Origin of the sequence: Lachnoclostridium sp. An118, from assembly GCF_002160985.1 — a bacterium.
GTDB lineage: Bacteria > Bacillota > Clostridia > Lachnospirales > Lachnospiraceae > Claveliimonas > Claveliimonas stercoravium.
In genome coordinates this window covers 13,196-38,828 of record NZ_NFLQ01000025.1, presented here as the reverse complement: position 1 = coordinate 38,828, position 25,633 = coordinate 13,196, and the positions used below count along the sequence as shown (strand labels likewise).

General features: G+C 36.5%; 26 protein-coding genes and 1 pseudogene. 6 read left to right on the top strand and 21 right to left on the bottom strand.

Annotation, left to right across the window (positions count from 1 at the left end; all coding sequences use genetic code 11):
- Positions 1-18: 18 nt before the first annotated feature.
- From B5E62_RS15410 to B5E62_RS17340, 10 genes and pseudogenes are all read right to left on the bottom strand, one after another.
- On the bottom strand, positions 19-987 hold the full coding sequence (locus tag B5E62_RS15410; protein WP_087175401.1) for a DUF4868 domain-containing protein: 969 nt from the start codon (positions 985-987) through the stop codon (positions 19-21).
- Between the two features lie 25 nt (positions 988-1,012).
- Positions 1,013-1,651 (bottom strand): hypothetical protein, encoded by a 639-nt coding sequence (locus tag B5E62_RS15405; protein WP_087175400.1) that lies wholly within the window; start codon positions 1,649-1,651, stop codon positions 1,013-1,015.
- A gap of 326 nt (positions 1,652-1,977) precedes the next feature.
- Positions 1,978-2,280, bottom strand: a complete 303-nt coding sequence (locus B5E62_RS15400; RefSeq protein ID WP_162610332.1) for a hypothetical protein — start codon at positions 2,278-2,280, stop codon at positions 1,978-1,980.
- Positions 2,281-2,290: 10 nt separating this feature from the next.
- Positions 2,291-4,189 carry a metallophosphoesterase family protein gene (locus tag B5E62_RS15395; RefSeq protein ID WP_087175398.1) on the bottom strand — a complete coding sequence of 633 codons (1,899 nt, stop codon included), beginning with the start codon at positions 4,187-4,189 and terminating at the stop codon, positions 2,291-2,293.
- A 406-nt stretch (positions 4,190-4,595) separates the two neighbouring features.
- Positions 4,596-5,690, bottom strand: a complete 1,095-nt coding sequence (locus B5E62_RS15390; protein WP_275532598.1) for an acyltransferase family protein — start codon at positions 5,688-5,690, stop codon at positions 4,596-4,598.
- 106 nt (positions 5,691-5,796) lie between these two features.
- Entirely contained in the window at positions 5,797-6,903 is a 1,107-nt protein-coding gene (locus B5E62_RS15385) for a DegT/DnrJ/EryC1/StrS family aminotransferase (protein ID WP_206414334.1), read from the bottom strand.
- Positions 6,904-6,934: 31 nt separating this feature from the next.
- Entirely contained in the window at positions 6,935-7,633 is a 699-nt protein-coding gene (locus tag B5E62_RS15380; RefSeq protein WP_162610331.1) for a formyltransferase family protein, read from the bottom strand.
- 24 nt (positions 7,634-7,657) lie between these two features.
- The gene (locus tag B5E62_RS15375) at positions 7,658-8,629 is read right to left on the bottom strand and encodes an ATP-grasp domain-containing protein (protein ID WP_087175395.1); all 972 of its coding nucleotides are present in this window, start codon (positions 8,627-8,629) and stop codon (positions 7,658-7,660) included.
- A gap of 278 nt (positions 8,630-8,907) precedes the next feature.
- Positions 8,908-9,161 (bottom strand): annotated as a pseudogene (tnpA, locus tag B5E62_RS15370) (IS200/IS605 family transposase); the annotation flags it as partial.
- Positions 9,162-9,309: 148 nt separating this feature from the next.
- A complete protein-coding gene (locus B5E62_RS17340; RefSeq protein WP_242957982.1) occupies positions 9,310-9,561 on the bottom strand; it encodes a hypothetical protein in 252 nt (83 codons plus the stop codon).
- Between B5E62_RS17340 and B5E62_RS17785 the strand changes: the two genes are divergently transcribed.
- The 6 genes from B5E62_RS17785 (at position 9,487) to B5E62_RS15340 (ending at position 13,076) form a co-directional block, all read left to right on the top strand.
- Entirely contained in the window at positions 9,487-9,645 is a 159-nt protein-coding gene (locus B5E62_RS17785; RefSeq protein WP_442911360.1) for a hypothetical protein, read from the top strand. The genes B5E62_RS17340 and B5E62_RS17785 overlap by 75 nt on opposite strands.
- Before the next feature lie 15 nt (positions 9,646-9,660).
- Positions 9,661-10,218: a transposase gene (locus B5E62_RS17455; RefSeq protein ID WP_087175393.1), complete on the top strand. Its 558-nt coding sequence runs from the start codon at positions 9,661-9,663 to the stop codon at positions 10,216-10,218.
- Positions 10,219-10,288: 70 nt separating this feature from the next.
- Positions 10,289-10,660, top strand: a complete 372-nt coding sequence (locus tag B5E62_RS17780) for a transposase (protein WP_442911359.1) — start codon at positions 10,289-10,291, stop codon at positions 10,658-10,660.
- Positions 10,657-10,836 carry a hypothetical protein gene (locus B5E62_RS15350; protein WP_087175391.1) on the top strand — a complete coding sequence of 60 codons (180 nt, stop codon included), beginning with the start codon at positions 10,657-10,659 and terminating at the stop codon, positions 10,834-10,836. Before B5E62_RS17780 ends, B5E62_RS15350 begins: the two co-directional genes overlap by 4 nt.
- Positions 10,837-11,430: 594 nt before the next feature.
- Positions 11,431-12,747 (top strand): ISL3 family transposase, encoded by a 1,317-nt coding sequence (locus tag B5E62_RS15345; RefSeq protein ID WP_087175390.1) that lies wholly within the window; start codon positions 11,431-11,433, stop codon positions 12,745-12,747.
- Entirely contained in the window at positions 12,744-13,076 is a 333-nt protein-coding gene (locus B5E62_RS15340) for a hypothetical protein (RefSeq protein ID WP_087175389.1), read from the top strand. Before B5E62_RS15345 ends, B5E62_RS15340 begins: the two co-directional genes overlap by 4 nt.
- Before the next feature lie 579 nt (positions 13,077-13,655).
- Here B5E62_RS15340 and B5E62_RS15335 read toward each other — a convergent pair.
- The 11 genes from B5E62_RS15335 to B5E62_RS15285 all read right to left on the bottom strand — a co-directional run bounded on the left by B5E62_RS15335 (position 13,656) and on the right by B5E62_RS15285 (position 25,397).
- Positions 13,656-15,089, bottom strand: a complete 1,434-nt coding sequence (locus B5E62_RS15335) for a lipopolysaccharide biosynthesis protein (protein ID WP_087175388.1) — start codon at positions 15,087-15,089, stop codon at positions 13,656-13,658.
- Positions 15,077-16,048 carry a glycosyltransferase gene (locus B5E62_RS15330; protein ID WP_162610330.1) on the bottom strand — a complete coding sequence of 324 codons (972 nt, stop codon included), beginning with the start codon at positions 16,046-16,048 and terminating at the stop codon, positions 15,077-15,079. Before B5E62_RS15330 ends, B5E62_RS15335 begins: the two co-directional genes overlap by 13 nt.
- 52 nt (positions 16,049-16,100) lie before the next feature.
- Positions 16,101-17,252, bottom strand: a complete 1,152-nt coding sequence (locus B5E62_RS15325; protein WP_087175386.1) for a Coenzyme F420 hydrogenase/dehydrogenase, beta subunit C-terminal domain — start codon at positions 17,250-17,252, stop codon at positions 16,101-16,103.
- 41 nt (positions 17,253-17,293) lie between these two features.
- Positions 17,294-18,451, bottom strand: coding sequence for a polysaccharide pyruvyl transferase family protein (locus tag B5E62_RS15320; RefSeq protein WP_087175385.1), 1,158 nt, complete (start codon positions 18,449-18,451; stop codon positions 17,294-17,296).
- Between the two features lie 8 nt (positions 18,452-18,459).
- The gene (locus tag B5E62_RS15315; RefSeq protein WP_087175384.1) at positions 18,460-19,575 is read right to left on the bottom strand and encodes a glycosyltransferase; all 1,116 of its coding nucleotides are present in this window, start codon (positions 19,573-19,575) and stop codon (positions 18,460-18,462) included.
- 11 nt (positions 19,576-19,586) lie between these two features.
- Positions 19,587-20,699: a glycosyltransferase family 1 protein gene (locus B5E62_RS15310; protein WP_087175383.1), complete on the bottom strand. Its 1,113-nt coding sequence runs from the start codon at positions 20,697-20,699 to the stop codon at positions 19,587-19,589.
- 7 nt (positions 20,700-20,706) lie between these two features.
- A complete protein-coding gene (locus B5E62_RS15305) occupies positions 20,707-21,681 on the bottom strand; it encodes a glycosyltransferase family 2 protein (RefSeq protein WP_087175382.1) in 975 nt (324 codons plus the stop codon).
- Between the two features lie 15 nt (positions 21,682-21,696).
- Positions 21,697-22,776: an EpsG family protein gene (locus B5E62_RS15300; protein WP_087175381.1), complete on the bottom strand. Its 1,080-nt coding sequence runs from the start codon at positions 22,774-22,776 to the stop codon at positions 21,697-21,699.
- Complete coding sequence (locus B5E62_RS15295; RefSeq protein WP_242957984.1) at positions 22,763-23,641, bottom strand: glycosyltransferase family 2 protein; 879 nt, start codon at positions 23,639-23,641, stop codon at positions 22,763-22,765. Before B5E62_RS15295 ends, B5E62_RS15300 begins: the two co-directional genes overlap by 14 nt.
- A gap of 5 nt (positions 23,642-23,646) precedes the next feature.
- Complete coding sequence (locus B5E62_RS15290; RefSeq protein ID WP_162610329.1) at positions 23,647-24,684, bottom strand: acyltransferase family protein; 1,038 nt, start codon at positions 24,682-24,684, stop codon at positions 23,647-23,649.
- Positions 24,685-24,884: 200 nt separating this feature from the next.
- The gene (locus B5E62_RS15285) at positions 24,885-25,397 is read right to left on the bottom strand and encodes an ATP-binding protein (RefSeq protein ID WP_087175378.1); all 513 of its coding nucleotides are present in this window, start codon (positions 25,395-25,397) and stop codon (positions 24,885-24,887) included.
- Positions 25,398-25,633: the final 236 nt, after the last annotated feature.

The window sequence follows — 25,633 nt, the reverse complement described above, 5'->3', positions numbered from 1 at the left end:
GATAACTGCTAATTATCCTCACTTACTCTCTGTTTCCACAAGTTTTTTTACATCTGTATCGAACTCATCCCCTGTTATTTCTGACACAGTATAGCGTTCATCAAACAGATCGATCAAATATTCCACATCTGCATATGTATTAAGATGTATTTTCCCCGCTTCAATCTGAAAGACATCTTTCCAACGATCTGTACCCTGTATCTTCTCCAGTAATTCTTCTGGTTTTTGATTTACGACATTATATTCATTTATACGCATCATTTTGCGCGCATACTGTGGTTTGGAGCGTTGAATATAGTCCTTCAGTTTTTCTCCATTAGAAACAAGATGGATTTGAATAATTGTTTCAACTGCTTTTTCAGCCGAAGACTTGATAAAATAATCGAATTTAAAATGTTTCTGCATCAATGTTGTATTATCTGTAATAATTTTATCATCAATTATCAATAGATCCACCTGTTGCGTGATCGTAAAAAGTTGATCTGGCATCTCAACAAAATAGTCCGCCTTTTCCGTTGATACGAATCTTGCCATAATATTTTGTTTCTTTCTATTCGGTATAGCTATTGGATATATTCTTTGATATGCCCATATAACCTTGTTTTCTCTCCTGAAGCGAAAAAGAATCCCATCTGCGTTGCCACACTCTGAAGCTGAGAATCCATCTATCATTTCTTCCGGCGTATTCAGGAAATCAAACGGATAATATTGTTCGGTCTGTGTTATGACATAAAACTTCTTCTGGTTATCTGCAAGTCTTACCGCATCAATATATTCCGTTTCCTCTCCAAGAAATTTATCTTTCACCGTCTGAACAATCGTGTCCTGTATTTTTCGTTTGAAATTCCCCTTTTCATTATCCCCATAAAACAATAGTCTCCTTACCGGAACTTCTCCTGTTTTTAACGCAACAAAAACTTCAAACCCTAAATCTTCATCCCGCAGCATTCCAGATATCTGCTCTTTTAATGTAGCCTCCGCATCCATTTAAATGCTCTCCCTCTTTTGAAATTCACTTTTTATTAACAACATAATATACATTATCTGATATATATTTTCTTGAGATCACGTGATCACAATCCAGATTGCCCCTTACTATACAAATTACCTCCTTGTTCTCATTTGTTTTCGTAATTGGATTTTTATATGTAACTTTATAAATATGGTAGCCTAAAATAACAAGCACCGGATTTTGATAGTATAAATTCGTTTTCCACATCAGCAGAAATAAGCAGATCATAATCATTGCAAAAATCAAGATTCCCCGAAACGATGCGATATCGTCAAAAAGCAGAGGAATAATAAATGTAATGAAAAATCCAAGACTGCTTTCTTCCATACTCTCTGCAGTTTTTATCTTTTCACCGGTATCATACAAACCACTCTTTTGCATATTTACGAACGTCGCAACTGCAAAAACTCCTCTGACAATACATATAAATAAATATAAACACAATAGAAAGCACCATATGCTGTCTATTCTGAACTCATTCTGAAACAATTCCCAGTCACTTTTTAGAATACCATATATAAAATATCTCGTTAATGAAAAGATACCAAAATCGAAATACTTTATAAAAAGCATTATATACAAAGGCAAAAATGACTGGAGTATAAGTCTTCTTTTTAAAATCAGATTCTCTTTTGGCATAATCCCCTCATCCCAGCAGCGCAAAACTTCTCAGATATTGATAACGAGGCATCTGTTATATCTACTCCCGTTCTCAGCCTTACCTATAACAAAAAGGCAGAGTTACCCCACTTCATTGAGAAACCCTGCCTTATAATAATTTAACACATTTTTCCAATTAATTCAATTTTTTGAGTATCAAAATTTAGCAAACCAAAAATTTAGCAAACCAAAATTTAGCATGTTGATGGATAAATTGATGACAATGCCCAATTTATACCATTCCCTAAAAAGCCCAGAACTTTCATAGTATATACATTTGTTATATTGTCTAAAGTGACGTGCCTTTACGCTTCCGAACCCTTCTCTTCTTCATTTTTTCGCAAAAATGTATTTCCCGGATATTCACTATTGCTTTGTAGAAAACACTTAACTACATCCCCCGCTTCCATCACAGTATACATTTCCTTTTCGTCACTTATCCGGTCAATAATATTTAACAATATCTCATATTCTGTTTTCAGATTGTTCCGGACTACTTCTGCATATTTGGAATATATCCTGTTGACATTGACTAATATCTGTTCCTCTTCATTGTACTTTGTTATTTCCGCCCTCGTCAGTGTCCTCTTTTTCATCCATACTGCCAATTCCGACATTTTAATTGTTATCCTCCTCTTTTATTAATCTTATGCACTCCACAAGATCCATTGGGAAATAGTGGAAAAATTTATTTATTTGCCTTCCTATAAATCTGTTAATCCGCAAATAATCGAGCATATATAAAATGTCCCGATCTTCATCCCTATATACGGTAATCCCAAACGTCAGTAAGGGCCTGGAAAAACTGATCTTTTCGCTCACCGCATCCTTTATCACATAATTATTTTGTTCAAACTGAGGAATAACTGTAATAAAATCCAACCATTTATGTTTTAAATCATCCTCTGTTTTGTCGTTATTGCTGTCCATACTCTCTTTACAAAAATCTGTGTTAACAGATGCAATCAATGGTTTCCCTTCAAAATATGCTTCTTTTATCAACTGCCCCCAATCCAACTCCGTTAATGAATGTTCCGGATAACCTTTCCCATATAAACTAAGCTGGACATATACATCATTTGACATATGTTTCTGAACAGTCTCCTGTTCTACCGACTTCCAATATCGAAAATGTATTCTCAATTCAGCATTTTCTTTCATCCTCTGTATTGATTTATATAATACCTTACATATCATAGTCAGATATCCTGAGAATTCTTTTGCTATTGACTTCTTTTGCTTTATGCTCCATTGAACAGGACTACTGAGCTTTTCTACTCCGCTCCACATTTTTTCAATTTCAAAAGGTAAATCATTTTTCTTTTCTTCACAAATAGCTAGGAAATCGTTCTTGATACTCTCCAACCGATCATGTAATTTATCTTCACATTCCAGATAAATCTGTATAAATCCCTCCAGTTCTGACATAGTATCTTCTGTGATATAATATGCTTTCGGCGATCTACTGTGTCCAGAGCCTAAATTAAAATATGCCTGCGTTTTACATGTATCAATTGGCATCACAATTTTTTTATTCTTCCTGTCGGTCTGATTTGTATATATCCTAAAATCAGGTGCGAATGCATATGCATCATCAGAACTTCTGACATACACATCCACAGAATTAGCATCCAGATTAAAGACATAACTCGAATATGTGTGCGCATATGGATGCTGTGTGCTGCCATCAGGCCAGCCCAGTCCTGATACTAATGTAGTCATTGATCTTCTATTGTTATGCCAGTTAATTACGTCGCGATTGTGAGTATGCCCGCATATATAAGTATTTACATTTAATCCTGTCGGATTAAGTATTTCCTCCCGGACCATATCTTCCTCTTTTCCCGTCAACCAGTTGAGTGGATGATGCGCCAGAGCAATCGTAAGATCTATATGCTTATTTTTCAGTTCATTATACTTATTAGCATAACTTTCCCTAATTTGTCGAAGCTGATATCTCCCAATCAACAAATTCCTCTGGTCATTTTCTCCCTCACTTGTCCACGCAGTGTTAAACTGTATAACACAAACATTTTTCCCATCAATTTCATCAATATGTACTCCATAAGTATCCTCAAACACCCTATCTGGTACTTGATCCGGCGAATAAAAGATTTCATATATCTGTCGAACTAAGGCAAGATGTTCTTCAAACGCAACTCTGACATATTTCCAGGTCTGCCCGCTTCCATAGTCTTCTCCCAACGCTTCAATCTCATCCAATATTTTCCGATCCATGTCTGATCTGACTTTGTCGTGGTTACCCGGTACAATATAAATATGTTTTACTTTGTCACCTAAAACGTCTCTCAATTGCTTAAAAAAATCAAGGATTTCGTTTTGATTTCTGTAATTTGCCCGATTTACCAGATCTCCCGTTACTGTAATAATAATATTATGGCTGTACTGCATCTCGCTCTCAATGTCTGTCAGCAAATTTTGAAGCAAGAGACTTTTCCGAATACCGGTATCATCAATATGTAAGTCCGACAAATGAAGCACTGTTAAATCATTCATTCTATCTCCTTTTTCTACTGTAGAAAACCTCTATTACAATTATTTCTTATATATCCGCTACTCATAAATAAGTATTTTCTGTTACTTTAAGCGCCCTATCCCATATTCGTGTCATGAATGTCTGTGCTATACCTAGTTCATCTATATATGCAAACCATATTGCCACGTATATTGCAAAACCATATATCTAATGAATACAATTGCTATATAACTGAATCAATTGCTACTGAAATGTCAGTTTCTATACTTTTCGATTTTTTCTGGTGTCTCCTCTCTTTTCACTGATTTTTCACTGATATTTCCTATAGTTTCACCAGTTCATTTTAAAACCCTCCCCCAAGATCCTCAAAGACTCCAGTACACCACAAACCGTCAGGCACCTATAAGTGTCTGGATTAGTGATCAATCACTTAATGGAAATATTCATTTTCTCAAAGACTTTTCTCTCAAATCGTTTATAACTATTTGACAATCTTTCTTCATGCTTATCCCACCAAGCTAAAAACGGACGTTCAACCAACTTTATCCTAACCAAGTCTATTACAGAACAAACAGCAAAAATCACTATAACGCTTCCCACGGCATGAACCGGAAGCCAGGCGGAATCAAAAAATCCCACATTGTTCAGGATATCATCCCATAACCATTTCCTCATCGCATCCGAATTTGCATGAATCAGTAAAACTCCAAAGGTTGTTGATGCAATTGTATTAATTAGCCAACTGTATCTTAATTTGATATTCTTAAAAAACAAAAAAGCACTCACTCCTGTAAGCACCGCAAGGAACGTATTTGAATCTGTAACAAAAAAATAAGCCATGTTTCTTCCTATAACTGTCCCAAGCCATGCACAGGCAATAACTGACACCGCCGCCAGCACCAAAGAAGCCACTGTCATCCATCCCCAGACTACCCGACTTTCAAAAATCTTTTTAGGGTATAAACGGATATAAGATGCTATAAAATAAAGCACTATATACCAAGAAACATAATTCATTGTCACTGGTAATACTTTCACCGTCCCGAAAAACACATAAATAAAGCAAGACAATAGCACTAGATAAACATGCTGCGTTTCCCTTAAATTATGAATCAATACATTTAGAAACGGGATGCACAGAAAGAATATCAGATATGTCCCAGTAAAATTCTGAGCAATTGCTGTCACAGGCAAAAATGCTTCAACCATCGTTGAAAGCGTAACAGGAGTATAGCCGGATATGTAAAAAATCATATATATCACAATACGATAAAACATCACTTCAAAGAGTAATTTTACAAATTTTTTTGCGGTGACATGTGATTTGCATAAAAAATATCCAGTAATAAAAACAAAACAATTAATGCCAATTTTTCCCCACGCACCAAACAAAAGCAGGAAAATCGATGGTATAGACAGTGGATTTGCATAAATCGGCCCGGCGGTCGCTGTCAATCCGGAATTAACTACATAATGGTGGGCCACAATAGCAAGCATTGTTATTATACGGAATAATTCAATATTAGAATCCCTGACCTCATTTTTACCCCCCCCCCTGTATATTCCTATCCTCAGACGTTAAATTACTTTCCATATTTCCAGTCCCTCTTATGATAATGTTTCTTCGTTAACATTTACATTGCAAAATAATCTCACAGATTCTATCTACATCTTCCAAATCAAGATCCGCATACAGAGGCAAGGTCAATACTCTCTTGCTGATATGCAACGCAACAGGAGTCTCCAGCACGTCAAACTGTCCATGAAAGGCTGAAAAAGTGTTTGTCAAAGGATAAAAATACTTCCTTGCTCCTATGCCATTTTCTGCCAAAGCATCAAACACTTCCGTACGGCTGGCTCCAAACTGTTCTTCCTCAAAAACGACTGGAAAATATGCATAGTTTGCTTTGACATCTTTTTGCTCTGCATTCAACTGAATTCCATCTACTTCTTTCAGATGGCTGCGATAGCGCTCTACCACATTCTTCCTCTTTGCAATTTCCTCATCTACATGGCGAAGATTACACAATCCCATGGCTGCACAGAATTCATTCATCTTTGCATTTGCACCCACAGCACTTACCTCCTCCGGGCCATGAATGCCAAAATTCTTTAATTCATACAGGCTCTCTCCCAGATGCTTATCCTTGAAACATACCGCCCCGCCTTCTATACTGTTAAATACCTTTGTTGCATGAAAACTAAAACATGAGGCATCCCCGAAAGATCCAACTCCCTGTCCTTTATATGTTTCTCCAAAAGTATGTGCCGCATCGTATATAACTTTTAATTCATACTTATGGGCAATCCGTTCTATCTCCTCTATATTGCAAATGTTACCATAGACATGTACTGGCAGTATTGCACATGTCCGATCTGTGACCAATTCTTCCAGCTTACTGGTATCCATAGTATATGTAATCGGATCAATGTCGCAAAAGACAGGTGTCAGGCCATTTCTAACAATTGCATGGGTCGTTGAGGCAAAAGTAAATGGCGTTGTAATCACTTCTCCTTGCAGATTCATTGCCTGGAGTGTCAATTCCAACGCCATATGGCCGTTTGTCAAAAGATCTATGTTTTCAACTCCCATATATTGTTTCAATTCTTCCTGGAAACGCTTATGTTTAGGTCCCATATTTGTCAGCCAGTGCGATTCCCACATATCGGAAATTTCATCCATATATTCTTCAATTTCTGGCATAGAGGACCGAGTAACAAGAATATCGTTCATAATGTACTTTTCCTCCTTTGAAACTAGATATTTATAGTTTCCATTCTTTGCATTTGGCAATCTCCAAAGGCTTTCCTGCTCGAAGATTCTCAATGTTTTTTTGTCGTAAATTCTCCATCGCAAGCCTATCTATTTTATAGAAATATCTTGCCATCCCCTTCTGTGGTTCTCCCAAATATCCACTTTCAACTAAATGTATTGCTTCTGGCAAAATTAACGCTGTCATTTCACAGATACGTCTATGAATAATTAAAGGTGACTCCTCTAAAAAAAGTTTTGCTCTTGCTTGGAGTATGATATTACCATCATCAAATCTACTATTCATATAATGGATTGTCACACCATAATGCGAAGAGAGATTTGCATAGTTATGCATATAAACATTGTTCCCTCTATAGTCAGGTAAAAGTCCTCCATGACAATTAATCGCATATCTAAATAATTTCAAAAAAGCTTCCGGTATAATTTTACTCCACCCTATGGAAATTAGAATTTCAGGATTAGTCTGATGAATTAGCTCCGTATCATTCACTAAGCAATCCATTTCTAACTTTAATACTGTGATATTGTGCTCTTGACAAAACTTTTCTGTTTTCCCATCATTTTGTTTTGTATCTGTAATAAAGTATATCTTTTTCCCTTCCAAACTTGTTTTATGTTGAAAAAGTTCTTCTAAAATATAAAACGGTTTTAATCCGTCTGAAACGCCGATAAAATGTATAGTATTCATTTTATGTATCCTCCTCATATAATGTTAGCTTTCAATACGCGTGACACATTCTTTGTACTTTCTTGCAATATATTGCAGAACAATATTCCCTTTTCTAGCAATTTCCTTCCCCTGAAAACAGCGAAGATGATTCAAAATACAATCATACCCTGACATACAGGTAAACATTACTCCCCCAGAAAATCTAGGATTACATTCCAAAAAATATTTTTTCTCGTCCGTTTCAATAAATTCAAAATTAACACAACCGTTAATATCTAACTGTTCTGCTATTTTTTCACATAGTGACTCCAACTCTGAATCTCTAATTATATGCACAGAAGTACCTGCTCCGTTTAATGTTCGTAATAATTCTCGTCTTGGGATTGCTACACAATTTTTTCTCTCCGCATCCCTGACTACATCTACAGTAAGAATATCTCCTTTTAAAAATGGCTGTATAACATACATATCCAACTCATTATTATCAATAAATAAGGAAAGTTCCTTGGCATCATTAATTTTTTTTAACCCTTGGCTACTTCTCCCATCTATCTTTTTACAAATAACAGGAAATTTTATTGATTCATTTTTTATATCTTCTTCTCGGTATTCGGGAATTACATGAATTCCTGGTATATCTTTCAATATATCACTAGCTTTGCGTTTATCTCTGCAAGTTATAATAGTCTCATAAGATGACATACACAAAACAACGCCAATATCCTCAAATACTTTTCTATATTTATTAAATACATCAATCTCTACATCAGTTAATGGGAATATATAACTAACACATTCTTTCTTACAAATATCAAGCATCGTATTAATATATTCTTTTTCTTCACTTGCTAATGGTACTTGATAGAAACAATCAACGACTATTGCATTTGCAATCCATTCCTTTGGATATATATTCGTGCCTATTACTTTATAATTATGTTGTTGTAATGTCGTTATTACAGCATCTGCCGAAAATGATCCTATTGCTGTTACTAAAATGTTACATCCTTGCATAATATATCCTTTCCATTTTTATATTTTAAAATAATTTTTACTCTAAAACTAAATACAATCGCTAAACAATATTAGAGTTGATTGTCAAGACCACCGGCTTAGCCGGTGGCTTGCTTTGACTCTATAAGGGTCTTTTACCGGCACTGGAGTCTAAAGACTCATCGATTTGGTTCCCAATCGCAACATCATTTCCTTACTTGAGCCCTAAAGGGCTCTTCTTATCTGTTTTGCTTTACTGGCTCACCCGTGAACGGGTCTATATACTCTTTCAGTATCATTTAATCATATTCCAGATCTTCCTGTAGCTGATTAGCTATATATTCCTCTATTTTCTTCGCATTTTCCCTACCGTATCTACGTAGTATCCTCTGCACCAGAAATGTCGGTTCCCATATTTATATTTCAAATTGGCATGCCGCTCGAATATCATTAGTGTACTTTTCCCTTTCAGATACCCTACCAAATACGATACACTCATGCTTGGCGGAATTTCTACCAGCATATGAACGTGATCTGGACATATCGGCTCTTCACTTTTTTCTGGTGTTTCTCCTCAAATCCCCGGTGTTTCTTACAGTTCCACCAGTTATCTTTGGAGCTTCCCATAACTTTTTGCTGTATTAGATGCCTCCATAGTTGCTCCAAACTTCCAGTGTTATGATTGGTCTGATACTAAAACATCATTTTAAAGGAGCTCTGAAACAACTATGAAAACATCCAACTATCTGGCAAAACTGCCACAGGAAGCAACTATCAAAAGCATCCAGGTCCTTAAGGGCTACGATCTCATCACTCTCGATGTACCACCTATAGCCAGTCAGAGACGGTGTTCTCATTGTGGTTCTAATGACTGTGTCATCAAAGACTCCGGTACCATACAGGCCGTCAGGCACATCTCCTGTGATCATCGCGGTACCGTTGTCTCCTTCCATAAGCGCAGGCTCCTGTGCAAGGACTGTCACTCCTCTTTCTATGAAACTCCCTACTGGATCTATCCTTCCCTACGTATGACGTAGGCTCTCTATGACTCCATTCTCCTGGATCTGATACAGCCTCTCTCTTTTTCTGAGGTTGCAAGGAGGAACCATGTCCCCCAGAGCACCATCCAGTCTGTCTTTCAGTCCATCCGCTTCGGCAGACCATCCAAACTCCCTGAGACCATCTATATTGACGAATTCAAGGGAAACAGCGGTATATGGAGTTCCACGCATCACCGCTGGTATCGCAACAAATATCACTGTACTCTGTCTGATGGTGACTCCTATTCCGTCATCGATGTCCTGGACCAGATCTCCGGCGTCTATCTGAACAAGTACTTCCACCAGTTCTCTTTAGATCAGAGGAAACGGGTGAAATACTTTTGCTGTGACATGAGCAACGGTTTTGTCTCTGTCTCCAGAAAGAACTTCCCTAACGCCAGGATCTATATCGATCCCTTCCACGTCGTCAAACGTCTGGGTGACATGGTGGATGATGTCCGGCTCCGCTATCGGCACCAGTTTCAGGACGCCGGGGACACAGAGAGCCTGAAAAAACTAAAAGGTATCATGCGCCTACTGAAGACCAGAGAAGATAACCAGGTAAAATAAATACTGGGTCACTCGTTTTAGCGAAAACACGCAGCGCCTCCAGGATGCCTTTGACGTAGCTCCTGATCTCCTGGAAGCCTATGACTCCCTCCAGTTCTTCCATGATATCCTTGCTTCCTGTCCCTACTTTGTCCAATACGAGGAGCTGACAGAATGGATCAAACAGTATACCGCTTCCGAGGTAGAGGAAATCCACTCCGCCGCCTGCACCATCCGCCACTGGCGGGGCTACATCCAGAACAACTGGAAGTACGGGAAATCCAACGGCCTCAGTGAGGGCCTGAACAACAAGGTCAAGGTCCTGAAGAGAGTGGCCTTTGGCCTGCACAGCTTCGAAGGCTTCCGCAAACGGATCCTTCTTACCTGCGGAAGGCTCAGGCTCTTCAAGGATCCTTTGTCTGTCCTTGAGGATGCCAAGAACGGAAAGGAGATACGCTTATGATCCCCAATAGAAATTTCCTGCGCCGCTGCGCACATAAGAATTATCTGTCTCTTCCTCGTGAACTGGAAGACTGGCTCCTCGTCCACTTTGAGGACGAACCCTATGAGGATTTCAACACGGCTTCCGTCCTGGAGGACATAGTCTGCATGTACTGCCAAGCCTATGCGGGCGGCTGACTGGATGTGACCATCCCAGATCCCATGACACGCTTAAGGGAGCGCTGTGAAGATCTGAAGAATCTGATCACGGATCTCCGTGTGGATATCAGTTATTTCTAGGGCCTGTGTAATGACTACGCGCGCATCCTGAAAGAGCATGACCTGCTCTGATCAGGGCTACCATAGTCTAAACTCTGGAGGTAATATATAAAAAATCCCACCAAAAAAAGGCCTGTTAAAGCCCCTTGTAATCCATCATTGCTAATTTATGCAGTTATTAATAGTCTCATTTCCGGTTCTTCACCTTTTTCTGGTGTTTCTCCTCAAATCCCCGGTGTTCTTTAAAGTTTCACCGGCTTATTTAGAAGAGCTTCTCTCTTTCCTGGTGTCACCCTAAAACTTCTCAGTTTCCTGGTGGTCACCAGCTTTTCCCGAAGCTCTTCTCAGTTTCCCGGTGTCGTCTATTCCTGTCACCAGTTTCCCTTAAAGCTTCACCAGTTAATTCCGTAGCCTTTCTCCAATATTACTTGCTCTTATAGCTGCTTTAAACTACATTTTGTTATTATCTTGTTGGACCAATAATACATTTCAAAGGAGGTAGCTAAAGCAGCTATGAAAACAAGTAATTATCTGGCAAAACTGCCACAGGAAGCAACTATCAAAAGCATCCAGGTCCTCAAGGACTACGATCTCATCACTCTCGATGTACCTATAGCCAGTCAGAGACTGTGTCCCCATTGCGGTTCTAATGACTGTGTCATCAAAGACTCCGGTACCATACAGACCGTCAGGCACATCCCCTGTAATCATCGCGGTACCGTCGTCTCCTTCCACAAGCGCAGGCTCCTGTGCAAGGACTGTCTCTCCTCTTTCTACGAGACTCCCTACTGGATCCATCCCTCTCTTCGCGTGACACAGGCTCTCTATGACTCCATTCTCCTGGACCTGATCCATCCTCTCTCTTTCTCCGAGATCGCAAGGCGGAACCGCGTCCCACAGAGCACTGTCCAGTCAGTCTTTGAGTGCGTCCACTTCGGCAGGCCATCCAAACTCCCTGAAACCCTCTGCATTGATGAATTCAAAGGCAACAGTGGTGTATGGAGCTCCAAGTCTCACCGGTGGTATCGCAATAAATACCACTGCGGCATCTCTGACGGCGACTCACACTCTGTCATCGACGTCCTGGACCAGATCTCCGGCGTCTATCTGAACAAGTACTTCCACCAGTTCTCTTTAGAGCAGAGGAAACGGGTGAAATACTTCTGCTGTGACATGAGCAACGGATTTGTCTCTGTCTCCAGGAAGAACTTCCCTGACGCCAGGATCTGTATCGATCCCTTCCACGTCGTCAAACGTCTGGGTGAAATGGTGGATGATGTCCGGCTCCGCTATCAGCGCCAGTTTCAGGATTCCGGGGACACGGAGAGCCTGAAAAAGCTAAAAGGTATCATGCGCCTACTGAAGACCAGAGAAGATAACCAGGTAAAATACTGGGGCACTCGTTTTAACGACAACAAGCAGCGCCTCCAGGATGCCTTTGACGTGGCTCCGGATCTTCTGGAAGCTTATGACGCCCTCCAGTTCTTCCATGATATCCTTGCTTCCTGGCCTTACTCTGTCCAGTACGAGGAGCTGACAGAATGGATCAAACAGTATACCGCCTCCAATGTGGAGGAGATCCACTCCGCCGCCTGCACCATCCGCCACTGGCGGGGTTACATCCAGAACAGCTGGAAGTACGGGAAATCCAACGGCCTCAGTGAAGGGCTGAACAACAAGGTCAAAGTCCTGAAGCGGGTGGCCTTCGGCCTGCACAGCTTTGAAGGCTTCCGCAAACGGATCCTTCTTACTTGCGGAAAGCTCAGGCTCTCCAAGGATCCTTTGTCTGTCCTTGAGGATGCCAGGAACGGAAAGGAGATACGCTTATGATCCCCGATAGAAATTTCCTGCGCCGCTGCGCACATAAGAATCAGCTATCTCTCCCTCGCGAACTGGAAGACTGGCTACTCGTCCACTTTGAGGACGAGCCCTATGAGGATTTCAACACGGCATCCGTCCTCGAGGACATGGTCTGCATGTACTGCCAATCCTATGCAAGCGGCAGACTGGATGTGACCATCCCGGAGCCTGTGACACGCCTAAAAGAACGCTGTGAAGATTTGAAAGATCTGATCACGGATCTCCGTGTGGATATCAGCTATCTCCAGGGCCTGTGTGATGACTACGAGCACATCCTGAAAGAGCATGGACTGCTCTGATCAGAGCCATTATAGTCCCGACTCTGGAGGTGATACATAAAAAATCCCACCAAAAAAAGGCCTGTTAGAGCCTCCTGTAGTCCATCTTTTGATAATCTATGCAGTTATGAATAGTCTCATTTTTGCCTGATTTTTGAGCGTATCTCCTGTCAGGTCTGTTTACTATACGCTTTTTTAAGAAGTATCCATCTCAAAATCCTCATTCTTTCAATATTTATAAGGCTTTTCGCCTCTTTGTCACCAGGTTATTTAGAAGAACCTCATTTCCACCTGATTTTTGAAGGTATCAACTGTCAGGTCTGTTTACTATACGCTTTTTAAGAAGTATCCATCTCAAAAATCTCAACCTTCCCGCATTTACACGGCTTTGCGCCCCTTTGTCACCAGTTTATTTAGAAGAACCATTATAATGTCAACGGCCAAAACAACACCGGCGAAAAGAGCCAATACTCTTGGATATTGCATTTTGTCTTCTCATCATTATTCTTTATTTTTATCAGATACATTGCTGATTACTAAATTTTGCTGTTACTAAAATATTTTGATTATTCATCATACAAGCTCTGCTTCTATACCTTTTTATTTTCCTTTCATAATAACATTAACAATATACGAGAAACATTCCAACTTTAGCAACTTAGAAAGACCCACATAAATAATGACTCCTATTACAATTTGCATTACTAATGTTACCACTACGTTTAATTGTAATAATTCTACCGCTAATACACTTATTCCCATAACTGCGGATATCCCAATTGATGGCGTAAGATCTTTGATTTGTTCCCAATAAGAATAATCTAATAATTTTCTGTTAGGAAATGCATTGATAAATGTAGAGATCAAACTTGATAAACCTTTTAGCCAAACCATAGCATATACTCCAAAAGGTATACCCACAATTAATAACGTCAAGCCAACTATCTTTTTAATTATCTCTAACTTTAGAAATATATCACTTCTTCCCAATGCGTTAATTGCCTGAAGGTTTGCTGTATGAATTGGATAAACGGCTAATGTAATACAGCTAATCTGCAAAAATGGGACACAGGCCACCCATTTTTCTGTAAGAAGTAAAATAACCATTGGTCTGGCAACAGCAGCCATTCCAATCATTAATGGAAAGATTAAATATGTACTGGTTTTAATCGAACGCCTCACCATTTCCTTTATACGTTTCGTATTATTCTGTTCATAAGACATTGCCGGCAGAAGTACACTTTGAATAGGTCCGTTTACATTATTTATGATAAGATTAGGAAATTGAACGCCCTTATTATATAATCCCAAAGTATTCGCATCATAAAACTTTCCTATTACTAGACTATATATATTATTATAAACTGTATCAATCAAACTAGAAAATAACAGTTTCCATCCAAAACTATATAAAACTTTTAAACGAAATAAAGAAAAGGCTTTTATAGGACGCCATTTCACAGTAATCCATAATATGGCGGTATTAGCTATTTGATTTACCAACTGCTGTACGACAATAGCCCATGTGCCAAACCCTTTATATGCAAAAACAACACCAACAATGCCAGAAAACACAGTACCGATAAGCGTACTAAAGAAAAAGCGACGAAATTGCATTGTTTTTGATACATAAGACTGCTGTACATTATTCACAGCCGACACTACAATTGTTGTCCCTAATACTCTAATAATCGGAACAAGTGACATATCATTATAAAATCTTCCTATAAAGGGGGCACATAAAAATAATAGCGCATATAATGCCAGCGAAAATAATATATTAAAGTAAAACACGGTAGAAAAGTCTGTATCATCTGCATTTTTTTTCTGAATTAATGCAGTCCCAATTCCACTGGTGGCAAATGTATTAAGAATAGTAATAAAAACTGTTATAAGTGCAACCTGTCCATAATCTTCAGGTGTAAGCAGCCTGGCAAGAATAAGAGAAACTATAAAAGAAACCCCTTGAGCACCTATCCGCTCCATGAATCTCCATATAAATCCGGTAAATACCTTTTGTCTCATATTTTCCATTTATGTTTGCCTAAACCCTTTCTAAAAAGTATTTTTGTAAAATTAACGGGAATCGAAAGCAAATCTTTAAAACTAATAAGCGGAAGTATTTGTTTATGAAAAAAATTGAATGCTTTAATATCTTTTTCTCTGCGCAAAACCAACAGCAAACATAACCCCATCAATTTTTGATGTATTATAGGACTAAAGTTATATGTGTTTCCAAAATAATTTCTATAATTGCAATACATTTTTAATATATTAAACTGAGTGTATACTGGATGTTTTACGGCTACTGACTGAAAATTACTTCCACTATTTTCTACTAAATACCTCCACGCGCTCATTGCCTGATTAAATATATATATATCTGATTTTGAAACAAGATAATAAATAAGTAGACTATGACCGCCAATCGTTTTCAGCTGCTCTAGCTGTTCTGCCTCCTGAGGTACATCTTTATAAAAATTTCTATGTAAAATGGAAGAAGGATGAAATAATTCTGATTGCAGTTTTAATGCGTCTGATTTATTAAAGTACCGATCCAGTTCAAGCTTCTCATGACTTTTTCCTATTACATTATTATCTTTATCTACTATTAAATTTCTATGTGCTACAGAATAAATTTCTGGGTGATCCTCTAAAAAGTCCACCTGTTTCTGGAGTTTGTAATCATCAATCCAATAATCATCGCCTTCCAATATAGCAATGTACTTTCCACTCGCACGTTTTTTTATATCATAAGAATTTTTTGTTGCGCCTAAATTCTTATTTCTCAAAACCGGAATAATAAGATCTGGATATTGTTCTGCTATCTCTTTTATAATGTTTTGAGTATTATCGGTAGAACAATCATCTCCAATAATGATTTCAAACTGAAATGTAGTTTTTTGATTACATACACTCTCAAGAGCCTGTCTGATAAATCTTTCATGATTGTAACTGATCATACATACACTAACTGTGATTGAATCATCCATATCTATTTCCTTCCCTATAAAACAGCTCTTAACAGAAGCCCCCATTTCAAATTTATTTCTTTATAGAAGCAAATAACCGCCATATTTTTATTTTTACCATTAGAAAAACTGGAATTTTACAATAATTCTTTATGGTTCTGGCAAAATTATCATTGACCTCTTTTATAAACTTTTCTCTATTTTGAGGCTTTTCTGCTGATTCGATAATAGCTTTATTATATTGTTCCACTTTAGAGAACTCTACTTCTTTAAATAAAGCATACTCTTTTATACTATTAAATAATTCCATGCCTTTTTTCGAATGAATTATCACTAAAGAACAGCCATTATCATCATCCAACTCCGGCATGATTTTATTAACACCCCAAAAATCGCCTAACGTTATGTCGCTCTCTCTTTTTTCTCCTTTACATGGGCATTCATAACAACTTGGACGTAAATACAATTTTGACAAAAAAGATCTCATATATAAGTCATCACTGGCACGCTTTAAATAAGACTTCCCATTGGTAAACAATATCTTTACAGAATAATTTTTCCATCCGGTACTTTTATCTCTAAATGAAATACTGCGAACTTCTGATTTATACTTTTTTTTGAGAAGTTCCAAATATTTTTTCAATAACCTGGGAGGTGTCACTCCATGACAAACTATATCTTGGCAAATGAGGTTCTCATAATCCTTCCCTAAAAAAGATTTAAGCCCTTTAATCTGGCATCCTGTACCAGTAAATAATACCGTTTTACCTAACTCAAGAAATTGTTTTACCTCTCTATATGTATATCGAGTATCACTTTGTACGTATTTAGATCCTCTTAACTTATCAATATCATTTTTTGTATTCACATAACCGTGTTCTACACTCCATTTGTTATTAAAATATGCGCCAAAAACGATCCCGTCATTATCTAAAATAAAGTCAGCCAGTAAACTAAATACGCCGCCGGAAGAACTCCGTTTACGAATGTTTTCCCGACTGCTTATTACTCCAAAAGCACGATCTGAATAATCAGTAATTATTTTACCTGGCTTATCGCAAACCTTTTCACAAAGACGGCAATTAATGCAATATTCATTCCGCACTTTGGGATACAAAAACCCTTCTTCATCTGCAAGCATTTCTACACAATTCTTCGGACAAATATTTTGACAAGCTCCACAACCTGTACATTTCGATTTTTCCGAAATTTCAATCATCAACATTACCTCACCTTATAGCGCTAAAAATTTCCCTTTTTAAAATACTATAAATCCTGAAGCACCTTACGGGCATCCCATACTCTTTCACAATACTGTGGCATAAAATCTCTTAAATAATTTGCTATTTCATCACGCTTATCCCAAAGTTTCTGAAAAGCAGTTGTTAAATCAGCAGCACTGTTCATTGACTGTACCGGCAAAACATAGCCCTCCTCCTGACCAAAAATATCTTTAGCAATCCCTCTGGCTTTTATAGAATATCCGATAACTAGCGTTGGAACACAGCTTGAATATGCAGCTATCGTAGCATGTGTTCTCGCCCCGATAAAGAAACAGCATTGTGAAATTATTCCTTTCATTTCTTGTGCTGGCCGATCTTCAATCAAAACAACTCTTCCTGAATTTTGAAAGCGATGATACAAGGTTTGAAGAGGAATTCTGTCATCTGTGTCACTCCAGACAACATGCGGTATCAGAGCAACGGAACAAGTTGTATTCTTCAATATATAAGAAATAAGATTTTCATAATTTTTAAAAATGATTTCTTTATTTTCTCCGTATTTTTGAATCATGGGACTTATATTAATACCTATAGTATTCTCTTTACTTAGGTTTTCCGGTAACTCTACATTTTCCGTTGGCAATTGAAATGCCACATCCGGAATTAAAACAACATTTTTATCAATTCCGATATCCATAAGATTTTGATATGTAATAGATTCCCGGGCAGTTATCAAGTCATATTTCTTCAAACTTTGGATTGTATGTTTATCTAAATCTTTACTTTCTATTGAACAACTCCATAAAACTGATTTGCTTCCCTTGCTTTTTATAGTATTACTTAGGAAATCATATATATGATTTGAATAACTGCCATAACAATAATGATCTCCACCTACTGATAAATATATTTTTCCCTCCGTAATGCTATCTAGGAATGGCTTGTATAAATATTTATATCTAATCATAGAATTACTAAAAATCCTACAATAAACGGCATAAAAATATCTGCGCAAACTATTTGGGTTAATCCTTAAAGAGTAATTTTTTATATCTCCAATTAATCCATATTTTTTATCCTGGTCTGGATTACTGCTATATACCACACAATCGCACCCAAGAACTTTTAAAGTTGATCGTATAATCGCTTCACAGCCATGATTTCCACTGCCGCTATGTCCATATAAAATAATATCTTTCATTTCTCTATTTACTCCACCAAACTAAGATAAAGCTGCTGCATTTGTTGAGCAACAGAAAAAATATCATAACCTTTATCTTTAATCTTTTCAATTGTATTCCTTTTTTTATAACCCGAACTTAATTTTACTATTTGTTCAGCCCAAAATCTCGGTGATTCCTTTAGTGAAATATAGTGTATGCATTCAGTTACTTGTGTCTCCTTGGGGACAACATCAGAGGCAATTGTCAGCACACCGGCTGCCTGTGCTTCTATATAAACAATACCCAAGCCTTCCCATCTGGATGGTAATACAAATACATCAAAAGTCTGCATAATCTTTTCAATATCTTCTCTTATTCCGAGCAATTCTACCGAATCCCAAATGTCTAAAGCTTTAAATTTTTCTATAACTGTTTCCAGCATTCCCCCTTCTCCGCCAACACAAACTAAAACAGCATTACTTTTAATTTTCTTTATTTCAGAAAAAACTTCTGCCAAAAACTCGTAATTTTTTTGATATGCAAACCTTCCAATGCAACCAATTACAAATTTCCCATTAAGCTGTAATTTCGATTTATAATCCGCTGAGATTTCTTCATCATATTTAAACTTATCTATTTCTATCGCATTATGTACAATTTGTACTTTTCCTAACTTTGTAATACGTTTTCCATGTATCCACATTGCAGCCTTTTCAGAGCAGGCCAAACGTACAATGTTTTTATTAGATAGCCATAAACGATTATATCTATGCAAAACTTCAGACTTAAAATGACGTAGTTTCATATCTTGATGACTGTGAATAATTACTTTTGTTTTACCACTTTTATATGCAATCTTTGCTACATCAATATTAGCGTCTGATAAACAATTACAATGGACAGCCGTATACACTCCCGAATTAATAAGTTTTTTTAAAATCCGATGGTATTCTAAATAGTTCTGTCTCCTGGTTGGGATCCTAATAATATTTCCACCCATCTTCTCAATTTCCTCTTGAAAATATATTCCATTGCAATCATCAAGGAAATCAAATTGTATTTTCTTCCTGTCGATATTCCTATAAATATTCATGATAATAGTTTCAATTCCACCAAGATTTTGAGTGAAATTTGTCTGCAAGATACGAATTGGCTCTTTCATTATCTTAATCCTCAATTCTCCACACAATTTATGTAATATTTTTCCAAAAATTTTGCAGATTCTGGGATGTCATAACCTGCTTTAATAATCTGTTCTCTTGTATCTTCCCGGACAGTATTTTCATTTTTCAACTTTTCTATCATGTCCGTCCAAGGAATCGGTCCTTTATCAATGGGTAATGCATATGCTAAACTTGTGATAAAGGCTTCTATAGGTACTTTATCTGATAAGAGGGTATTTAAACCGGATGCCTGCGCTTCAATAGCAACTATACCCAATCCTTCAAATAGAGACGGCAAAACAAAAATATCCATGGCCTGAAGATAATCATGTACATTTTCTACAATGCCTGTATAAATGACTCTATCAATCAACTTTTCTTTTTTAAAGAACTCATCCATTTCTTCATGTAAGCCCCCCTCTCCAACCAATAGTAACATAATGTCATCATATCTAGCACATAATATTTTAAAGATTTCACAAATAAACAGCATATTTTTTTGCTCTGCAAATCGTCCAACATATCCTAAAACAAATGCATTGTCAACACCAAGCATTTTCCTCATTTTAATACGTTTTTGTAAATCAAAGGAATACAAGGCGCTCTCTATGCCATTCGCCAAAACTTTACCTTTTTTCCAACTTTTCGAAGGGAACATCCATTCCCCAGCCGCATTTGAGCACGCAAAAAAATCTGTTGCGCAAGAACGTAGCCGTTGCTTATTAAAAAAATGAGTTATATTTCTGAATATTCCTGCGCATCGGGTATTATGGCTATGCGCAATACGGACTTTTACCCCAGCCTTTTTTGCAATAAATAATGGCGCAATATAAGAACACGAACTCAAATGTAAATGTAAAACTTTTATCTCTGGGTATTTAATTAAAATGTTATAAATATCTTGTTTGTTCTTCTTTATATTTTCTCTTCTGGAGACTGCATAAAAAATCCTCCCCCCCAATTCGTAGATTTCTTTATCATAATATCCTTCTTCTCTTGTAAAACATAAAAAATCAAACTGAATTTTATCACGATCAAGCCGTCTATATACATTCATAAGGAAAGTCTCAATTCCTCCACGGTGCATTTTCCCTACTACATGTAACACTCTTATTGCTTCCATCTTTTCCTCACTTCTTTAAAACATTCAACAACCTGCTGGTATTTCGGCATCCTATTATTTGGGAAGACAAATAAATTCCCTTAGGAATATATCCATGTATAAAACTCAACATCTCTTTTTCCTTCATGATTTCGTTTGCCACTATTTGATAATCAATATCTTTTAACTTATCCATTATTTTTAATAAATACATATTTGCATTAGCAAAGCGTCGCATAACTACCTGTTTGTCTTTTTGATCCCAGTTAGTATTTTTCACATAATAAAACCATGTTTTATTTACCCTTATATTACTTAACAGGTGCTCTTTCTTAGGATTTCTTGTCATGGCATTCTGATTATCTTTTCTGTAATAATAAAATGTATAATCAAAAAAACCTATATTTGGGGTAGAAAAGAAAATTCTAAAAAAATTGTCCGCATCTTCAGACCATGTTAAATTTGCATTTAAATAATAATTATTATCTTTTATAAAGCTTGTCTTATATATATTATGGCAGATCCCGGATGGCATATAGTTCATACCGGAAAAGAACAAATTTAATAATTCACTATATGTCTTTCCTTGTGCATTTTCCATTTGATACAGTACCACTTGTTGACATGAAGTCTCTGTATAATCATATCGGCTATTTCCTAAATAAACATCTTTTTTTTCTTTTTCAATAATTGGCTGAACTTTCTCTAAATAATTAACATCCCAGAAATCATCACCATCTAAATGCATAAGATAATCTCCTGATGCTTTTTTTATTCCAGCATTTCGTGCAGCTGGCAACCCTTTGTTTTTTTGATGGATTACTATTATTCTGTCATCCATTTCTGCATATTCATCACACAGTGCCGGACACTTGTCTAAAGACCCATCATCGACTAAAATCAGCTCTAAATTTCTATATGTTTGTCCCAATACACTTTCAATGCACTGTCGCAGATATTTTTCAACATTATATATTGGAACAATAATACTAAATTTTATCATACACCAACACACCTCCTAAAGACAGAAATTTAATTGATGGATTAAGGGGACTCGTCCCAAAAAATTTAATATCCCATAATAAACTATAATCCCTGCCAAAAATATTGTTGTCTGTGATTTGAAATAGTATTTTTTAAATAAAGATCTAAATATTTCAGGTAACAACAATATAGAAAAAATAGAAAAATATACTGCCAGTCTCTGAACGATCAGCATTCCAAATATGGATATCATTGTTAAAATAAGCGTAACCAAACTCGCATTAATTAAATAAGTGTTTTTTACATCTCTTGCAATGATTTCTCTTCTATATATCCAAGCCGACAAACATAAAAACAGCGGTACAACAATCCCAAATATGCTTGCTGATGTCGTTCCATATGTGCCATCAATACCATATATGTCATATACGAAAGAATAGCCATAAGAAATAAGTATAGATAATAAAACATATATTATTACACACTTAAAAATTCCTGTACTTGTTTGTTGAATATTTTTCAGTCTCAATATAAAAATACCAAATATCATAATAAGAGCGGAATTATGAAACAATGAAGCTAAAACAATCAATAAAACTATTTTTAAATAGTCAATAAATTTTAACTTCTCCTTAAGCACAGTATCATATGCTATTAAAATAATTGCAACAGCCATATATTGACGAACAATGTTTATAGATGTGTTCCAATATAACAGCCCCCAAAATGCAGTAACACTTATATAAATATTACTGGAATATTTTAAAACAAACCGTAAAATTACAGCTGCTATAAAACAACCTGTAATAACAAAAAACATCTGCGGTTCCTCGGTGAAATAATTTGCAATTTTACTGACTGCAAACATAGCAGGAGATTTTGATTCCCAAACCTCTTCCCATGTCATTCTATTTGCTCTTATGTATTCTGCTGCATAATTCCCATAATCGGCATATTCGGGGGTATATCGAAATGCAGCTAGTCCTCCTATGATAATAAAACAAATAATAATATATATCCTTCTTGTAGACTTATTTTCTTTTGTATGTGAAAAAAAGAATGACAAAATGACAAGAATATAGAACGAAATATTAACTATATTAAAGATTCTCATATACTTTTTTAAACCTCAGCCTCCAAATTACAAGCCCCAAAGGATACGATAGAATAGCCAATCCTAAATTGCCTGATTTTTTAACAAGATTTGTTTCGTGGATGGTTAGCCCCATTGCTATAAACCCAGCCATATGTTTAATTCTATATCTCAAATATAACGATATCTCCGCTTGCTGCTTTTTTAAAATCATGTAACTATGCGGATTCTTTACTAACAATTGCACGGTATTCCGTGTATATCCGTCTTCAAAATATTGGCATATATATATAATCTTATTTAATACATACATTTTGTAGTTTAAATCAATCTGATTATACACGAAATTCTCTCCAATAAATTTTTCCCCTTCTGCTAAAACAAATGGATATTTTTTTAGAATTTCCGTCCTATATATTAAAGCGGTATCTCCTTTAAAATGATATTTTTGATACAATTCCAACATTGTAAGATTGCTTACTTTCGGCATGGACGTCCCAAGGGTAATGGTCTCATCCTTTCCACGTAGCGCTACAATACCTGCAATATTTTCCTGCTTTGCTATTCCCCAGTTTTCTATAATTATTTTTACAGCATCATCTACTAAACTGTCATCTGAATCCACACAAAAAAATAATTCTGTTTCACACATCTGTACACCTACATTATGTGCTCTTTGTTTACCCCCATTAGATTGTCTGGTATAGTTAATAACAAATTCCTTATTTTCCTTTTTCCATTGTTTTACTAACTTTCCTGTATCATCTGTTGAGCCATCATCAACTATGTGCCATAAAAAATTTTTATTTGTCTGTCTACACAATGAATCGTACAGATTCTGTAACAAGTGTGCTCTGTTAAATGTAGGTGTAAAAATCGTCACCATAGGTTTCACTGGGCTTCTCCCTCCATAGCTATTCTTTTTCTCATAAAAAACTTATCTGTTATTTTTGAACTTAAAAAATGTAATACTACAGCAAAACTTACAGCTAATATTACAAATATAAGCGTATTAACAATAAGATTATCTGATATTTTACTTGCATTAAACACTCCTGTTAAAAACATATAATGTACGATATATATTTCATAAGAATATCGACTAAATATATTAAATAGAGACCCACAATTTTTTCGCATCATTCCCATTAAAACAATAGTAAAAATTATCCAAACTGCTAATATACTTTGAGTATATTGTACAACTACCCTCTCATATAGCACTTCCCATGTTCCCCCAGAATTATCAGCTAATAACTTAATGCCTAATCTTATACCAACTGCAATTATCATCACAAAGCTTAATGTAACATAATGGACTGGTTTGATTTTCTTTTTCCATAAAGCCGCAAAATAATATGCCCCTATATAAAGAATTACACCTTGAATATTAACTAAAAAAGCACGCGGCGTTATAGTCAAAATCATCGCTATTTCTAGAATACTTAACATAGAGAGCAAAAAGAAAAGCTTTTTCCATGATATAGCATTTTTAGCTTGTTCTAAAGCAGGTGTAATTAAATAGCAAATTAATATATAAGTGATAAACCACAAATGTCCCGTTGTTATATTCCCCGCTGATCCCCCTGCTATTCCCTGCAAATTAAGCATAAGTTTGCAAAAAGAAATCAGGTTAATATCACCTAATTTTCCTAAAAGAAGTAATAAAGAACCCGCTATTGCATAATAAATATATAATGGCAATACTATTTTTCTAAATTGTTTACAAAACCAACGTTTATATGATGGCCCAATATTTTTTTGTCCATATAAATATCCAGAAATAATGAAAAAAATGGGTACTCCCACATTAAAAATCTGACCGGCAACACTAAATTGAGGAAACCAAGACAAGTAATGGCATATGACAATAAATATCATTGCAATACCTCGTATAGTTCCTATAATATTACTCTCTTTTTTACTCATGTACTTATTCATAATTTATACAAAATTATCCCTATTTTATACTTTTAGTCCCAAAATCTAGTAATATTGTTTTAAATTTTTATTTACAAATTGTGTATTTTATTTATATGCATTCTGCAGAGCCCAGCGGACTTCGATGCGTTTCAGAGCGGACGCTGTGCGGAGCATAACGGACGCCCTGAAACGCCTATTATAGTCAGTTAGTTTCTGGGCTGGATCACTACGGTATAGTGTTTCGTTGCCCGTTTCAGTATCGCATTGGCTGATACTTCATCATTGAGGATCATCGAAGCCCAGCTGTTTGGCTCTCTTTGAGAGCACACAATCGTGCACCTTGACAGTTCACTGCGTTTTTCCATGACTTCAAAGAGGACTTTGATCTCGCGCTCATCCGTTATCGTGTGAAGCAGGAAATCATCCAGGATCAACAGATCCAGCTTCAGGTAAAAGCGTATCTTCTTCTGATATTTTGAGTAATCAGCCTGCTTCAGAGCGACCATGGTTTCAAGGAATTCTTCACAATGATGATACATAGCTCTGTAATTCAGGCAGGCCTGTATTCCCAATGCTTTGGCCAGATATGATTTTCCGCTGTCAGACGGTCCAAGAATACAAACATTCAAACCTTCTCGGATAAAATCCAGTGATGACAGTGTAGCGTTGATATCGGAAGGCAGATAAACCCGCTCCACAGAATCTTTACACTTATCCACCGATTGAGGACCTCCGGAAAGATGGCTCTAAAGCTTTTTCTGGTGTTTCTCCTCCAATCCCCGGTGTTCTTTATAGTTTCACCAGCTTATTTAGAAGAACTCCTTACTTTCCTGGTGTCTCCTTAAATCTTCTCGTTTTCCTGGTGTTCACCAGATTTTACTGGAGCTCTCCTCTGTTTGCTGGTGTCCCTTATCTCAATCACCAGATTTTCTTCAAGCTTCACCAGTTATTTTTG